Consider the following 13,846-nt stretch of genomic DNA (forward strand, 5'->3'; position numbering starts at 1 on the left):
TTTTGTAAAGTTACATTGAAGCTAAGATGTCAAATATTCGTGCTATATTTGCTAGTTTATAATTATTTAATTTTTTACTAAGCCATTCTATTAATATATTACCTTCTTTAATAAGTAATAGAGTACCATTTTGTACATTTGTAGTGTCATAATCTATTGGACAGGAATTTGGTAACACATATTTATAGTTTTTCAGTATACCTCTTGTTTGAGCAACGGCATGCTCAGCAGACATAAGGAAAAACTCCTTATATGATAAAAATATACTAATAAGTTCTAAAAACATAGGAGTCGTAAATAAGGTTGCATTATTTCTATGCGTTGCAAGCATAAATAACAAATGTGTTCACTTTTCCGCAAAGTAATTTAGTTTTCGCGGTAATTCTTCTATATTTTGTGTCGATGCTTTAGCATGCACAACTTCAAATATACGTTTTATAATAGCATGTTTATATTCATGTTCTTGCTCAAATTTAGATAAAATTTCATCATACTTTCCTAAGCCAGGTACATCTGTTTGTACATTACCGGTTTTATAATGTACTATATGATTAATTGTAAAATTTTCTTCGTAATTAATCATTATCTACAGCTAATATTTCAGATTTAATTTTTTTATAAAAATTTTTAATAGTAGAATATTTACAGCTAAATTATGTAATACTAAACCTAGTTTAAGTTTAAAATCTTCAGAGTTATATATATAATTAATATCTAGTATATTTTTAAGTAAAAAATTAAGGTACTTAGGTAAAGTATAATTTTCTTTTAACTCTTCATCAGAAGAACTATCAAAGTTTTCGTATTTTAGCATTATTATTTATAGTAGAATTAGTGTTAAATTATTTAGAAAAAAATATCCCTATAAGGGGGGTTAAAGTATCTAGTGTCTTCGTAAGAGCGCTGAAATCAGCTCTATATGATAAATCATTTGTAGTACATAATTCTTTAATATCTAAAGTTTGTCCAGTATTTCCCTCAAAACAATACATAAATGCCAAAACTTCCATAATTTTCTTATCTTTAACAAATTTAAATAATCGTTCTTTTCCATAAGTTATTGTATCTTCAACATCAGCTAAATCTTTCTCTACTAAGGGCATCATTGTATTTACTGCTTGAGCTAATAACTGAAGATTGATATTACTAGGATGACTTAGCATATCTCATACCATTATAGTTATATAATATTAGCTATATACTAAAATATTAATTATTAATCAAGTTTTCTTTACTAATAGTTACAATTTATTTTATAAGTTAAATTTTCAGCTTATACAGATAAGTTTATTGACAAAAGTTAATTTTTATTGTATTTTTCTCTCTTCAAGTATTTTTGAAAGGTGGTTATGGTAGATATAAACAATAATAAGATTAGCTTAGCACTATTTGAAGGCGGTGGGGTAAAAGGAAATATCCATTTAGAAAAATTAAAAATAATAGAGCAAACAACCGGTAAGCCTACTTGTGAGATATTCGATTTTACTGGAGGGACCAGTGTTGGAGGACTTATTCCTATTTTGCTTAATTTACCGGATCCTAATAATCCCGGAAAACCTTTATTCAGTGCAGAGCAAGCTCAAGAACTGTTTGAAGAAATGGCACACGATATTTTTCCGGTAGGATTAACTTTTAGAAAATTTTGGAGTTTTAATGGCTTATTCAGCCATAAATTTTCTCCTGAACCATTAGTAAAATTATTGAAAGAATATTGTAAGGATTATACCCTCAAGGATTTAATCGGTAATGTTGTAGTTACAGGTTATGATCTAAATAATAAACAAAATCCTCTTATGACCTTCTCTACTATAGAGGCTAGACAAAGTGAAGAGAATGATTATTACCTTTCAGATATAATACAAGGCATCACTGCAGCACCTGGATATTTCCCCAGCCACAATTTCAGTAATATAACCAATACTAAATTACATAAAATTATTGATGGTGGAGTATATGCTAATGACCCAACCTTACAAACATGGCAATTATTAAAAGCAAATAACTATCACATAGACAACGCTTTGTATTTATCATTAAAAGAAGAAAATAATGATGATTACCAAACTGTTTGTTGCGGCGGAGGAATAATAGAACTATTAAAAAATAATATGCCCGGTAAAATATTAGCAGCAACACAACAAGCTGATGAAATAACCGCTCAAAGCATTTTTGGTGATAAATTAATAGAAATAGCTACTAATATTCCGGCAAAACATGCTGAGATGAGTAATTCTAGTACTGAAAATCTGCAAGCACTAAAAGAATTTGCTAAAAAATCTATATATGAAAGCTCCACCTTTAGAGATGCACCTTATAATGAAAAGTTTAAAGAAGCTATTGATAAAATAATAAATAATTATAATGCAAATAACCCTAACGATCAAATTGTTATGAATGATTTTTATAAAGAGTTATTCCATATTAATACTTCTAATAACGCACTTGATAAAAGTTTTGAAAAGGAAGAGGATACAAACAACGAGGATGCAGTTAATACACCGATAGCTCAAGCTCTAGATTCTGAAGATATAGAACCTGGAAAAGAAGAATTATTAGCAGGTATCAAGGAGTTTCTTAATCCATTCATCGAAAAAAATCCAGAAGCAAAAGCAGATATAGAGAATTTTTTACACGAAATAAAAAATTTGACATTAGCAGAAATTAAAAACGGTATTATTAGTTTTAAAGAAGCTAGCTTAAAATGGCAAGCCGAGCAGAATAACCTTGATGTATTTAGTAGCTGTAGTATGGCAGCCTTAAAAGAGGATATGACTCTTGAGGGTGAAGAGCATACAGATGATGTATTAGGTTATCTCTAACTTTCTTAATGTCATTCCCGCGTAGGCGGGAATCCCCCAGTCAAAAAAGTATAAATATGCTAGACTTTTAAAACTAAACGCTCGATTTATCTCTCTTTACCCTGGATTCCTGTTTTCGCAGGAATGACAGCGAACGCTTTCTTCAAGCCATACAACAACGCCACAGCTGCTCACAATGACGACACCTGACGTAAGCTTTTTCTAGTAATTCAAAACATTCTTTTTGTTCGGGAGACGATTGCGGAAATACTTTAAGTAGTTCAACATTATAATTTGCACAATATCCACCTAGCTTTCTTATATCGTGTAACTTTGGTTTGTAACGGGAAAAAACTAATAAAATGCTACTGTAAACACTTGCAGTGGCTTGATGCAGCTCAAAAGCACTTTTACTAAAATCACCTCTTTCTAATGGGTATTTACAATCAATAAAAAAAACTCTTGCCTCTACCAAACCAGTATTCATAATCTTCTTTAGCCATTTCTTTTACTTCACTCCAAGGCAAATTTTTAGCTCGAGAAAGCTGCAACTCGCCACTATCATATAAAAGAATACCTTCATTCTTAATGTCGATATAAAAATAACACCCTTTTTCAAGCTTATCATTTACCTCACTTATAGATTCGCATATTATAGATATCCAAGGTTCTAGCGAACAAACCTCGGCTTTTCTTAAGCCTGTTTGTTCTAACCTTTTTTCTATCTTAGCTTCTACCCTTAAAGTAGCATGCTCCTTAAATTTACCTTTTTTTCTACTAAAAAGTCAAAATTACTTGTATAACTATAAGTAATATGATCTTCCGTATACATATCTTTAACCCAATCACCTCTAGCATAGCCATACAAGATAATCAGGGCAATTTTATCCTTGGCAACAGCCAAAATATGCTGCACTATATAATCAAGCCTATCTTGAACTTCAAGAGACCGTTTTGGTCAAATTGTTTTCATAGCTGATCGTTATTTAAACGTTAAATCTAAAATGTACTATATCTCCATCCTGCATTTTATATTCTTTACCCTCTAAACGCATTTTACCTACTTCCTTGGCTTTTGCTTCACTACCGAGATTTATGTAATCTTTATAGCTGATAACTTCCGCTCTGATAAAACCTTTTGCAAAATCGGTATGAATAACACCGGCAGCAGCCGGTGCAAGTGTGCCGTCTTTAAAAGTCCAGCTATGGGCTTCCTTTGGTCCTATAGTAAAAAAGCTTTTAAGATTTAAAAGATTATACCCCTCTTTAATGACTTTACTAAGCCCTGTTTCGTCTAAACCTATAAATTTTAAAAACTCTTCCTTTTCTTCCATGCTTTCAAGTAAAGCAATTTCAGCTTCTATTTTTGAAGAAATTACAACACTTTTAGCATTTTCTTTCTTTGCTCTTTCCGCTACTAATTTTGTAAATTCATTACCTATAGCTGCATCTTTTTCAAGTACGTTACATATATATAAAACGGGCTTAGAGGTAATTAACTGCAATTGTTTTAAATTATCAACTCCTAAAGCTTCATTTAGCACTCTTGCAGGTTTATCCTCACCTAATACCTTATAAACCTCTTTTAACCACTCTATCTGCTCTGCCATTGCTTTATCGCCTGACTTCAAGCGTTTTTCACTTGTAGCTAAACGCTTTTCAACCGATTCTATATCGGCAAGTATTAATTCCGTTTCAATAATCTCGAGGTCATGCAGCGGATCAACTTTGTTATGTACGTGCGTTATATCCTCATCTTCAAAACAACGCAGTACGTGCAGTATTGCATCGACTTCCCTGATATAAGATAAGAACTTATTACCTAGCCCCTCCCCTTTGCTTGCTCCTTTAACAAGCCCTGCAATATCGACAAACTCAATATAAGACGGAATAATTTTACCGCTTCCGGCTAAGCTTGCTAGTTTATGCAAACGCTCATCAGGCACTAAAACTTTGCTGCTATTAGGCTCAATAGTACAAAACGGATAATTAGCGGCATCTGCAGCCTGACTTGCCGTTAAGGCATTAAATAACGTCGACTTACCGACATTCGGCAACCCAACAATTCCAAGTTTTAGTGTCATAAATTTTTCCGTAAATAATACATTATAGAATCTTTTTCGTAACCGTGCATAGCAAATTCAATTTTATACCCCAGTTTCTCATAAAACGATTTTGCTTGGAAGTCCATAGTAACAAGAGGAATAAAATTACAGCCTCGTTCACGTGCTAAATCTTCAGCCTTTTGCATTAGTACAGTACCATAATTTTAGTTCCTTATATTTTCATTAACAAAGAGTGAATCAATATAAAATCCCCCTAAGAACTCATACCGCTAATTCCTACAACAAAATTTTTATCCTGATCTAAACAGGAAAATGCAAAAGATTCAATATCTCCTACTCCCCCCTTTTGTTTTCTAGCATCTTTATTCAAAGCCTCAATAATTATTAGTTCTATGAGTTCTATCCATTTCATCAGTATAAACAATTTCAAAATTTTGAATCTTTGCTGTTTAGTTTTAATATCGTTTTCCCGTCATTGCGCGGAGATGCATAGCATCGACTTGGCAATCTCGTGAAGTAGTATAGAATTCTTGAGATTGCTTCGTCAAAACTTACAGTTTTTCCTCGCAATGACGAGTTGGTATTCACGCAGCAACGTCGATCAAGTCGTAGGAATAACATTGAATATATCAAGCTATCTTATTCTTAAATTCTTCTAACTTATTCTCTAATATTAAACCAAAGTTACTAGTGATTCTATCTATAGCTTGCATTACTGTTTCATACTCCGGTTTAGAGAAATTATTAAGTACGTAATCTACGACATCCTGATTATTTTGTGGTCTACCGACTCCAATCCTAATCCGGTTATAATTATTACCTATAACCCCATCAATCGATTTTAAACCATTATGCCCGCCATTACCGCCACCAGTTTTAAATTTTATTCTACCTGTTTCTAAATCAATATCATCATGAATAACAAAGATTTTTGCGGGGTGGATATTATAATATGTTTTCACCGATATCACTGACTTACCGGACAAGTTCATATAGGTGGTGGGCTTTATAAAAATTATCTTTTGTCCATCACTAATAGTTTCAGCAATTTCACAATTGAATTTTTTCTTTGTACTAAATGATGAATTATATTGGTTTGCTATTTTCTCTACAGCAATAAAGCCGACATTATGCCTCGTATATTGATACTCTTTTCCTGGATTACCAAGACCAATAACAAGAATCATAATAATTTACCTAATAAATAGTAATGGAAAATTTTTGAAGAAATATTGATTTGCAAGAAGTACAGAATAATGTGTTCTTAGCTCAGCATTATTGCGTGGATCGAAAAACCTACTCGATGTCATACCGTGGCTTGACCACGGTATCCAGAAAAAAAATTAACAAAGATTGGATACCGCTACAAGCTCACAGTATGACAATTAAAGATTACCGAATTCCCGCTTCTAAGCTAGGAATGGCATAAAACGCGCCAAACAACAACACCTACGAATCCTCGCAATAACGATTTAAGTATCTAAGCAAGTCCTTATCGTGAGAATGATCTTACTTCCCTGCTTCAGCGGCTTGTTGTTCCCCTTCAGCTTCAGTTTTTGCTCCTCTACGTCCTATAATAGTTGCAAGGACAAATTCTTTTTTTGTAACAAAACTACATCCTTTCGGTAATTCTATTTTTGACGATTTTAGCGAAGTAGCAATAGGCATATTAGTAACATCTATAGTTACGTTTCTTGGGATGTTATTAACATCACATAATAAAGTAACTCTTCTTTTTACTATATTAAAGTATCCACCTCTTTTAACGCCTAAAGCTCTTTCTTTCCCTTCATATACTACAGGTACTTCCATTTTTTGGGTTTTCTCTTCTAAAAAGACAAAATCAACATGGCGTACTATATCCGTAACAGGATGTAATTCTACAGCCTTCGGCAATACTTTATATTTTTTCTTATCAATTGTTAAATTAATTAACTGAGAGATAAAAGCCGGCTTTCTATAATATTTAGTTATTTCCTTTTCTTCCAAAGAAATACTAACAGGTATTTTACCCGCTCCATAAATAATAGCCGGAACACGCCCTGCTCTTCTTAATGCTCTTGCTGCTCCCGTACCGAATTCCGTACGGGATTCCGCTTCAAGTTCTAATATTTCACTCATTATTACTCCATATGAACTTATTATAAATCTTCATTATCATACTTAAGTACAATTAAAAATTCAAGTAAATTAATTTTTGACTAGAATATAGGAGTAATATATTCCTTAGTTAAAATTCTTTAATTTATTGGATAAAGAAATTTAGTTCTAACCGAAATTATTTTGTAAGGAAATTATGAAACAGATATAACCTAAGCGTATTGCTGTAAATCCTTCAAACTGTGGAGAAGAACTTGCTGCCAAGGATATAATAAGGATTTTCTCCTTGAATCTATTATGTACTCTTCTGACACTGACTATATTGGGAGTGACAGCGAGAGTGAAGATAGTGAAGATGACGATTCTTATGCATCAATACTCTTGTTAAAAATTAAAGAACCGGAATGCAAAATTCACTTAGATTTAGTTAGTATATTACGTATGTACTACCAAACAAATGTTAGAGAACAAGCAGACAATGCGGAGGTTTCTAATTTAGACAATGAAAAGCAGATAATTACATGTAGCACAACTCCAATAATTCTGTACCGAAAGTTCAATTGAATCTATGATAACATCAATATCAAAAAGCAACATAGATGCTGACAAAATTATTTTACCTTTCCCTTCTGTAGAACAACAAAGACAATTAGGGAAATTATATCGTTCTGAAAGTGATGGAGCCGGTGAAAATATAATTAAAATTTTTCAAGAGCTTTACCCTTCTAATTCTGACAATGGTAACGTTGGAATAGTAATATTATTAGGTGATGAAAAGAGGTCATACGGTGACCTAAATCTATGGGATATTTAAAAATTTATGAGTTTGCAGAGATAATCTAGCACCGCTTTCTAATGCTAATTTTACTGCTAACTCATTATTTTCGCCATTGAGTCTTTGGTCGTTTTGATCCATAGGTTGAATAAAAACCGGTATATTATAAGAGGTTTGCCCTACTTCCGGTATGAGACTATATTCTAAAATATTTTTAGCAACGATAAATTTCACCGCACTAATTTTAGGCAATAACTCTTCTCTTATTTTACTATAACCGGTTTTACCTGCCTTCGGCGAACAAATTATAGACACTTCTTGTGGCAAAGAACGATATAACGTACCGTTAGTCTCTATTTGAACTTTAACATCTCGGTCTAATAACTTCTGACATAATAACTCTATAGGTTGACGCATTGGCTCACCGCCGGTTATTACTACTAAATTAATCGATTTTTCATTTTTAGAATTTAATGCCAGGCTTTCTACTTTATTCAAAATCTGATCTATATCTACTAAATCAAAATCTTCAAACTCCGTATCACAAAAATTACAAGCAAGATTACATCCTCCAAGCCTAATAAAGATCGCAGGACAACCTACAAAAATGCCCTCCCCTTGTATAGTCTTAAAAATAGACTGTACCTCTAACTTAGTACCGTCACCGTTTAATATGCTTCTTTTAGGATTTTGTCCAAACATTTTTAAATTATTATCGATTGATTAAAAACATTATAGTACATTTTTATAAAAAAATCTTGCAATAACTAATAAAAAAACTATTATTTAGGTTTCATCGGTAATATGGCTTTGGTATGCCTAATGTTTTACCGTTTAAACCTAGAAATACCAATTATAAGGAACAATATGCCTAAATTAAAAACAAAATCTGCCGTAAAAAAACGTTTTAAACTTACTGCTAGCGGTAAGGTTATTGCATCTCAAGCAGGTAAAAAACATTTTATGCGTCGTCGTACTAAAGCTCAAATTCGTAACCTTAGAGGAACTACAATACTTTGTCCTCAAGACGGATATAATATTAAAAAATATTTTTTACCGTACGGTATAAATTAATTAACTAGGAGCTAAAACAATGACACGTGTAAAATCAGGAAAAATTTCCAAAAATCGACATAAAAAAATCCTTAAATTAGCCAAAGGCTATAGAGGTAGAGCAAATAGCTGTTTTAGAGTAGCTATTGAAAAAGTAGAAAAAGCCCTCCAATATGCTTATAGAGATCGTAGAAACCGTAAACGTGATTTTAGAGGCTTATGGATTCAAAGAATAAATGCAGCAGTAAGAGAACATGAGCTTGTTTACTCTCAATTTATGGGAGCTCTTAAAAAAGCAGAAATCGATATAAATCGTAAAGTACTTGCAGAACTTGCCGTCAATAACAGTGACGGATTCGTAAGTATCGTAGAAAAAGCAAAAGCACATATTTAAGTATTTAATGTCATCCCGTGGTCAAGCCACGGGATGACATATTTATAATAATTAATTTTTATTTTCGTTCGGTATAAATATTATGAAACGTACATTTCAACCTAGTAATTTAGTTAGAAAAAGAAGACATGGTTTTAGATCTAGAATGGCTACTCCAAGCGGAAGAGCAATCTTAAGGAAACGTCGCGCTAAAGGTAGACATAAATTATCTGCTTAAAATAATCTGACTTATCAAAGTGTCTATTACCTCTTTAAAAAATCAAAAAGAATTTGAACTTATAAATAAGCTTGGAAAGAAGCTCCATGAGAGATATTTTATTTTGGTAATCGCCAAAAAACTTCCAAAAATCTTCCTTGAATCAAAATATAACACCTTTTTAGGAATCAAAGTTAGCAGAAAGCTAAATAAAAAAGCTGTAGTTCGCAACAAAATTAAAAGGCGTATACGACATCTAATTAGAATTATTGTTAGTGATTCTAGCTTTAAGGCTATAAAATTTGCAATGATTATTATTCCGAGAAAAGGATTTGAAGAGATACACTTCTCACACTTGAATTATGAATTAAGTAAAGTAATTCTAAGAAATATTTAGATTTTATTAAACCTCTTCGGAAACTCGCTTATAGAGAGGAATTTGAAGGAGACACGGAAACGCAGAACCGCAGCGTACAAAAGTACGTGAGGATTCGAGTACAGGATCGACGTACAAATTACCTCTCTATAAGCGAGTTTCCGAAGAGGTCTATTGAATGACTTGGCATTACTCGCGTGGATTGGTTTTGCCATCATTACGAGGAAAAATTGAGAATTTTGACGAAGCAATCCAGTAAAAAATTCTGATTTACAGATTTTTTACTATTTTTTATAGATTGACACTCTCCTTGCAGTCGCTGGGTTGTTGCATGGCTCGTTTTATGTCATTCCTGCGAAAGCGGGAATGACATCGAGTAGGTTTTTCGAGCCATGCAACAAAGCCTTTAGTCGCTCGCAATGACGACTTGGATATTCATGCAAGCAAGCCTTCCACGGGAATAATATTGAATTTTATTACTTATACTCCCTCTATCCCCTCTCCTAATGCCGGTACTTCTTCTACTACAGTAAGTGTTATATCTATAGTATTTTCTTCAGACGTAATAGTATTTATAGTAGAATTATAATATTTTTTTACTAATTCGATAACTTCTAAATTATGCGTCTCTTCTGCCGTATAAATATTATAGCTACTTACCTCTATAGTAGGATGCTCAAGTACAGCTTTTAGAATAGCTACATCACCTTTCTCTATAGCTTGATTAATATTATATAATTCTATTTTTGTAGTACTATGCTCAAGTACAGCTTTTAGAATAGCTACATCACCTTTCTTTATAGCTTGATTAATATTATATAATTCTATTTTTGTAGTACTATGCTCAAGTACAGCTTTTAGAATAGCTACATCACCTTTCTCTATAGCTTGATTAATATTATTTGATTCTATTTTTGTAGTACTATGCTCAAGTACAGCTTTTAGAATAGCTACATCACCTTTCTTTATAGCTTGATTAATATTATATAATTCTATTTTTGTAGTACTATGCTCAAGTACAGCTTTTAGAATAGCTACATCACCTTTCTCTATAGCTTGATTAATATTATTTGATTCTATTTTTGTAGTACTATGCTCAAGTACAGCTTTTAGAATAGCTACATCACCTTTCTCTATAGCTTGATTAATATTATAGGAATTTACTTTAGTATTACCATAATTAAGTAAACAAATTAATAATTCAGAATTCCCTTTCTCTATAGCGTGCCCTATACTAGTATCAGTGTATAATCCTTTCTGATTTAACATAGTCTCTATCTTGCTTAGAGAAAATTTATTAAAATTATATGTTTCTAAGGTTAAAGCTCTACTAAATACCCTGATTAAGTCAGCGTATTTTAATTCTTTCGGCTTTGTTTCTATATTTGAGTTAAATATTTTAGGATATGATTCATGATATTTCGAATGAATATTTTTATAAAATTTTACAAAAGCTTTATATTCTTTATGTAGAAAAGCCGGCAACTCCTCTATGCTTTTCATATTTTTAATTTTATTAGCACTTAAAGAAAAACTATAAATTTGCTCGTCTAATTTATAGCTTATACTAAAATCTGACGCTGCTAATAAATGAAAATTATCTCTTATATATTCAATCAATGAAGAGTCATTTTTTGTTCTAGCATCGTAATTACTTTGAGCTAATCGTATAATATTTCCATCGCTGGCCTTATTATAAGTGCATAACACCACATTGCCCTGTATCCAATCTAAATGATGTTGAGCGGCTCCTGAATGACAAGAAAATATATGAACAATATTACATTGATTTGCAGTGGTATTATTTTGTATTTTATTAAGCAGTGTAATATCTAACACAGAAGTTGTACCTTCATCAGAAAATATACTCATTGATAAGTAAGAAGGCTTAGGCATAAAATATGATTTAATTTTTCCCCATAAACCTAAATTAATAGGTTTATAGAAAAACTCTGATCCATGTGCATTTATAAAATATTCACTACCTGTACCTGAAGGTAAGTCAGCTAAGGTTTTTATTTCCTGGATATCAGGATTTTCATTTTTCATACTTATATCCGGGCCTTTAAGCAATATTTTTTGCATATTTATATCCTTATATAATTAACTTGATTACCATATTCTATGGTTACCATATAATATGGCAATTTTTACAAAAGTCAAGATAGAGTTGGTATTTTATTAATAGCTGTTAAGTTTTTAATAAGAAAAAATCATATAAAGCTATATAGTATTTATAAAAATTTAGAGTTGATAATTATAGATAATAGCATTGAAAATAAGGCTATAAAGTAACCGGCAAAAAAGGGATAAGATTTAAAAAATCTTATCCCTAGTTGCGAATAAAAATAGAGTTTAGAAAGAACTTGCAATATTATTTATTAAATCTTCGGATCAGTATTTCCCAATATTGTTGTATCTGAATTACTATCCGTATTTTCTTCCATAAAATTTAAATTGAGTGCAATAGTATTATTTAAAAGAATTTCAGAAGTTACGCCTTTGTGAATTACTGATTGACCATTATTTATATTTTCTATTATACCTTTTGGAACAATATTTGACCCTAATGTACCCTCACCAGATATATTTAAAGTACTGCCTGATACTAGATTTAGTGTACCAACGATATTCAAAGACCTCCCTGCTTCTATAATTACGGTAGTATCAGAATTGAATGAGATATTACTAAGAATCACATTTGATGCTATAATAAGTTTAAGAGTATTCATAGAGTCTAAATGAATATCTAAACAATCTTCAACCTTTATTGCTTTTAAATAATTTTCTTATGCTTCTTTTGACATCTCAAGTAACTCATTTTTAGAAATAGTCATTTTTTCTGTTAATTTATATAAATTTCTATCTTTTAAGAGATCTAATAAAAATTTTTACTAAGTAACAACTGCAATAGTTCCTTATAAGTTATGGTATCGGAACACCATTTTATTAACCTCCAATTTTCAAAAAAGAATTTTTTATCATTTTCTTCTGTTAGTGTTCTATAGAATTTTATCCGCTCATCATTTACCGTAAAATCATCAGCTAACTTTTTGAGCGTTTCTTCTAACCTATTCTAATATTGCTAAATCAAAAAAATCATTACTGTTATGTATTTGATCATTATTAAAAGTAAGGATTGCACTATTTCCTGCTATTAACTCACATAACTTATCTAACTCATGACCAACTACGTAATCAATATCTTTAAAACTAAGTTGCTTTTGTTTAAGTAATTTTTAAATATTTTCATTAAGAAGATAAGTTGTTTTTGTATCGTTTATTGCTCCAAGTTCATTTATGCCTTTGTGCTTATCATCTTCATAATAATTACGAGCAATTTCAAATAATTTTGTTACTGCATTTGCACTAGCCATATCGTTATAACTAGCTAATGTATTTAATAATTCATAATTTGAAATAATAGCTTTCATTTCTTCTGCACTTAATATTTTCTCTTTAACTAAAAAATGCTCTTCCATCTTTTCTATTGATGATTTAGCTCTTACCGCTTGTACCCTTGCCCCTAATGGTTTATAACTATCTATACTTTCCTTATCTTGTTTTTTCTTATACACCTCTTCTATTGCTTTTCGCTCTAATTCATTACTCTTATTCCACTCACAAGCCTTTTTTCTTCATTTTCAGGTTGATCGTTTTTAATACGCTCTATTTTTGTATCTATTTCTACAATTTTCTCTTCTATAGATATACTTGATTTTTTATATATTTCTGCAAAAAATTCATCCTCTATTGTATAATTTTTATCTTTAATATATTTCCTAAATTCTGATTTTAATCTAAAGAATTCTTGCATGACTCCAGAATTTCTAATAATCTCAGGCAATTCAAAATTATTTAAATCACCTTGGATACATTGAAAATTTTCTTTTTGCTTTTCATAGTCAAATAAAAATTCTGCTTTTATATATTCTTCAATAGCATCAATAACGCTTACTACAAAACTTGTCTTTTCTACTTCAAAATCTAATTCGTTCATATTTAAATCCTAATTACTATTAAATTGAAATTTAAGAAATTTTAACTTTTGGTAGTATAATAATTAAGATAGTGTCAATGTCATATAG

General features: G+C 31.1%; 20 protein-coding genes and 4 pseudogenes. 7 read left to right on the forward strand and 17 right to left on the reverse strand.

Going from position 1 to position 13,846, the window contains the following annotated elements; translation table 11 throughout:
- Positions 1-10: 10 nt before the first annotated feature.
- From MCC_RS05250 to MCC_RS05265, 4 genes are read right to left on the reverse strand one after another with little or no spacing between them, the layout of a single operon-like run.
- Positions 11-331, reverse strand: coding sequence for a hypothetical protein (locus MCC_RS05250; protein WP_041405434.1), 321 nt, complete (start codon positions 329-331; stop codon positions 11-13).
- Between the two features lie 15 nt (positions 332-346).
- Complete coding sequence (locus MCC_RS05255) at positions 347-583, reverse strand: hypothetical protein (RefSeq protein WP_041405435.1); 237 nt, start codon at positions 581-583, stop codon at positions 347-349.
- Between the two features lie 9 nt (positions 584-592).
- A complete protein-coding gene (locus MCC_RS05260) occupies positions 593-814 on the reverse strand; it encodes a hypothetical protein (RefSeq protein WP_014408847.1) in 222 nt (73 codons plus the stop codon).
- 28 nt (positions 815-842) lie between these two features.
- The gene (locus MCC_RS05265; protein ID WP_014408848.1) at positions 843-1,163 is read right to left on the reverse strand and encodes a hypothetical protein; all 321 of its coding nucleotides are present in this window, start codon (positions 1,161-1,163) and stop codon (positions 843-845) included.
- Positions 1,164-1,349: 186 nt separating this feature from the next.
- Between MCC_RS05265 and MCC_RS05270 the strand changes: the two genes are divergently transcribed.
- Complete coding sequence (locus MCC_RS05270) at positions 1,350-2,819, forward strand: patatin-like phospholipase family protein (protein ID WP_014408849.1); 1,470 nt, start codon at positions 1,350-1,352, stop codon at positions 2,817-2,819.
- 142 nt (positions 2,820-2,961) lie between these two features.
- Here MCC_RS05270 and MCC_RS05275 read toward each other — a convergent pair whose 3' ends face one another.
- The 7 genes and pseudogenes from MCC_RS05275 to MCC_RS05300 all read right to left on the reverse strand — a co-directional run bounded on the left by MCC_RS05275 (position 2,962) and on the right by MCC_RS05300 (position 6,985).
- Positions 2,962-3,285: a HEPN domain-containing protein gene (locus MCC_RS05275; RefSeq protein WP_014408850.1), complete on the reverse strand. Its 324-nt coding sequence runs from the start codon at positions 3,283-3,285 to the stop codon at positions 2,962-2,964.
- Positions 3,286-3,537: 252 nt separating this feature from the next.
- Positions 3,538-3,702: a hypothetical protein gene (locus MCC_RS09075; protein ID WP_014408851.1), complete on the reverse strand. Its 165-nt coding sequence runs from the start codon at positions 3,700-3,702 to the stop codon at positions 3,538-3,540.
- Positions 3,703-3,784: 82 nt separating this feature from the next.
- Entirely contained in the window at positions 3,785-4,882 is a 1,098-nt protein-coding gene (ychF, locus tag MCC_RS05280) for a redox-regulated ATPase YchF (RefSeq protein WP_014408852.1), read from the reverse strand.
- Positions 4,879-5,049, reverse strand: coding sequence for a GNAT family N-acetyltransferase (locus MCC_RS05285; protein ID WP_014365599.1), 171 nt, complete (start codon positions 5,047-5,049; stop codon positions 4,879-4,881). Before MCC_RS05285 ends, ychF begins: the two co-directional genes overlap by 4 nt.
- A gap of 26 nt (positions 5,050-5,075) precedes the next feature.
- Positions 5,076-5,271: pseudogene (locus tag MCC_RS05290) on the reverse strand (acetyltransferase).
- A gap of 222 nt (positions 5,272-5,493) precedes the next feature.
- Complete coding sequence (gene pth, locus MCC_RS05295; protein WP_014408854.1) at positions 5,494-6,051, reverse strand: aminoacyl-tRNA hydrolase; 558 nt, start codon at positions 6,049-6,051, stop codon at positions 5,494-5,496.
- 322 nt (positions 6,052-6,373) lie between these two features.
- The gene (locus tag MCC_RS05300) at positions 6,374-6,985 is read right to left on the reverse strand and encodes a 50S ribosomal protein L25/general stress protein Ctc (RefSeq protein ID WP_014365596.1); all 612 of its coding nucleotides are present in this window, start codon (positions 6,983-6,985) and stop codon (positions 6,374-6,376) included.
- Between the two features lie 276 nt (positions 6,986-7,261).
- Between MCC_RS05300 and MCC_RS05305 the strand changes: the two genes are divergently transcribed.
- A complete protein-coding gene (locus MCC_RS05305; protein WP_014408855.1) occupies positions 7,262-7,528 on the forward strand; it encodes a hypothetical protein in 267 nt (88 codons plus the stop codon).
- Positions 7,529-7,532: 4 nt separating this feature from the next.
- Positions 7,533-7,778: a hypothetical protein gene (locus MCC_RS05310; RefSeq protein WP_014408856.1), complete on the forward strand. Its 246-nt coding sequence runs from the start codon at positions 7,533-7,535 to the stop codon at positions 7,776-7,778.
- On the opposite strand, the gene MCC_RS05315 is transcribed toward MCC_RS05310, so the two are convergent.
- A complete protein-coding gene (locus MCC_RS05315; RefSeq protein WP_014408857.1) occupies positions 7,764-8,441 on the reverse strand; it encodes a 7-carboxy-7-deazaguanine synthase QueE in 678 nt (225 codons plus the stop codon). The two genes, MCC_RS05310 and MCC_RS05315, sit on opposite strands and share 15 nt — an antisense overlap.
- A 165-nt stretch (positions 8,442-8,606) precedes the next feature.
- Between MCC_RS05315 and rpmI the strand changes: the two genes are divergently transcribed.
- The 4 genes from rpmI (at position 8,607) to rnpA (ending at position 9,779) form a co-directional block, all read left to right on the forward strand.
- On the forward strand, positions 8,607-8,813 hold the full coding sequence (rpmI, locus tag MCC_RS05320) for a 50S ribosomal protein L35 (protein WP_004997924.1): 207 nt from the start codon (positions 8,607-8,609) through the stop codon (positions 8,811-8,813).
- Between the two features lie 19 nt (positions 8,814-8,832).
- On the forward strand, positions 8,833-9,186 hold the full coding sequence (gene rplT / locus MCC_RS05325; protein ID WP_014408858.1) for a 50S ribosomal protein L20: 354 nt from the start codon (positions 8,833-8,835) through the stop codon (positions 9,184-9,186).
- An 82-nt stretch (positions 9,187-9,268) separates the two neighbouring features.
- Entirely contained in the window at positions 9,269-9,403 is a 135-nt protein-coding gene (rpmH, locus tag MCC_RS05330) for a 50S ribosomal protein L34 (RefSeq protein ID WP_014408859.1), read from the forward strand.
- Positions 9,404-9,422: 19 nt separating this feature from the next.
- Entirely contained in the window at positions 9,423-9,779 is a 357-nt protein-coding gene (gene rnpA, locus MCC_RS05335) for a ribonuclease P protein component (RefSeq protein ID WP_014408860.1), read from the forward strand.
- Positions 9,780-9,964: 185 nt separating this feature from the next.
- Here rnpA and MCC_RS11520 read toward each other — a convergent pair.
- From MCC_RS11520 to MCC_RS05355, 5 genes and pseudogenes are all read right to left on the reverse strand, one after another.
- A pseudogene (locus MCC_RS11520) lies at positions 9,965-10,159 on the reverse strand (MFS transporter); the annotation flags it as partial.
- A 79-nt stretch (positions 10,160-10,238) separates the two neighbouring features.
- Positions 10,239-11,843 carry a hypothetical protein gene (locus MCC_RS05340; protein WP_014408861.1) on the reverse strand — a complete coding sequence of 535 codons (1,605 nt, stop codon included), beginning with the start codon at positions 11,841-11,843 and terminating at the stop codon, positions 10,239-10,241.
- 410 nt (positions 11,844-12,253) lie between these two features.
- Positions 12,254-12,490 (reverse strand): annotated as a pseudogene (locus MCC_RS10555) (hypothetical protein); the annotation flags it as partial.
- Between the two features lie 507 nt (positions 12,491-12,997).
- Positions 12,998-13,240 (reverse strand): hypothetical protein, encoded by a 243-nt coding sequence (locus MCC_RS05350; RefSeq protein ID WP_196793003.1) that lies wholly within the window; start codon positions 13,238-13,240, stop codon positions 12,998-13,000.
- 191 nt (positions 13,241-13,431) lie between these two features.
- Positions 13,432-13,758: pseudogene (locus MCC_RS05355) on the reverse strand (hypothetical protein); the annotation flags it as partial.
- Positions 13,759-13,846 lie beyond the last annotated feature (88 nt).

Origin of the sequence: Rickettsia rhipicephali str. 3-7-female6-CWPP (assembly GCF_000284075.1) — a bacterium.
GTDB classification, from domain to species: domain Bacteria; phylum Pseudomonadota; class Alphaproteobacteria; order Rickettsiales; family Rickettsiaceae; genus Rickettsia; species Rickettsia rickettsii.

What these genes read in the sequence shown, in the direction of transcription:
- MCC_RS05265 (WP_014408848.1), bottom strand. Translation starts at nt 1,163, where the DNA reads ATGCTAAGTCATCCTAGTAATATCAATCTTCAGTTATTAGCTCAAGCA.
- MCC_RS05305 (WP_014408855.1), top strand. Translation starts at nt 7,262, where the DNA reads ATGTACTCTTCTGACACTGACTATATTGGGAGTGACAGCGAGAGTGAA.
- pth (WP_014408854.1), bottom strand. Translation starts at nt 6,051, where the DNA reads ATGATTCTTGTTATTGGTCTTGGTAATCCAGGAAAAGAGTATCAATAT.
- MCC_RS05275 (WP_014408850.1), bottom strand. Translation starts at nt 3,285, where the DNA reads ATGAATACTGGTTTGGTAGAGGCAAGAGTTTTTTTTATTGATTGTAAA.
- rpmI (WP_004997924.1), top strand. Translation starts at nt 8,607, where the DNA reads ATGCCTAAATTAAAAACAAAATCTGCCGTAAAAAAACGTTTTAAACTT.
- MCC_RS05250 (WP_041405434.1), bottom strand. Translation starts at nt 331, where the DNA reads ATGCTTGCAACGCATAGAAATAATGCAACCTTATTTACGACTCCTATG.
- MCC_RS05260 (WP_014408847.1), bottom strand. Translation starts at nt 814, where the DNA reads ATGCTAAAATACGAAAACTTTGATAGTTCTTCTGATGAAGAGTTAAAA.
- rplT (WP_014408858.1), top strand. Translation starts at nt 8,833, where the DNA reads ATGACACGTGTAAAATCAGGAAAAATTTCCAAAAATCGACATAAAAAA.
- MCC_RS05315 (WP_014408857.1), bottom strand. Translation starts at nt 8,441, where the DNA reads ATGTTTGGACAAAATCCTAAAAGAAGCATATTAAACGGTGACGGTACT.
- MCC_RS05285 (WP_014365599.1), bottom strand. Translation starts at nt 5,049, where the DNA reads ATGCAAAAGGCTGAAGATTTAGCACGTGAACGAGGCTGTAATTTTATT.
- rpmH (WP_014408859.1), top strand. Translation starts at nt 9,269, where the DNA reads ATGAAACGTACATTTCAACCTAGTAATTTAGTTAGAAAAAGAAGACAT.
- ychF (WP_014408852.1), bottom strand. Translation starts at nt 4,882, where the DNA reads ATGACACTAAAACTTGGAATTGTTGGGTTGCCGAATGTCGGTAAGTCG.
- MCC_RS05340 (WP_014408861.1), bottom strand. Translation starts at nt 11,843, where the DNA reads ATGCAAAAAATATTGCTTAAAGGCCCGGATATAAGTATGAAAAATGAA.
- MCC_RS05270 (WP_014408849.1), top strand. Translation starts at nt 1,350, where the DNA reads ATGGTAGATATAAACAATAATAAGATTAGCTTAGCACTATTTGAAGGC.
- MCC_RS05255 (WP_041405435.1), bottom strand. Translation starts at nt 583, where the DNA reads ATGATTAATTACGAAGAAAATTTTACAATTAATCATATAGTACATTAT.
- MCC_RS05310 (WP_014408856.1), top strand. Translation starts at nt 7,533, where the DNA reads ATGATAACATCAATATCAAAAAGCAACATAGATGCTGACAAAATTATT.
- MCC_RS05300 (WP_014365596.1), bottom strand. Translation starts at nt 6,985, where the DNA reads ATGAGTGAAATATTAGAACTTGAAGCGGAATCCCGTACGGAATTCGGT.
- MCC_RS05350 (WP_196793003.1), bottom strand. Translation starts at nt 13,240, where the DNA reads ATGGAAGAGCATTTTTTAGTTAAAGAGAAAATATTAAGTGCAGAAGAA.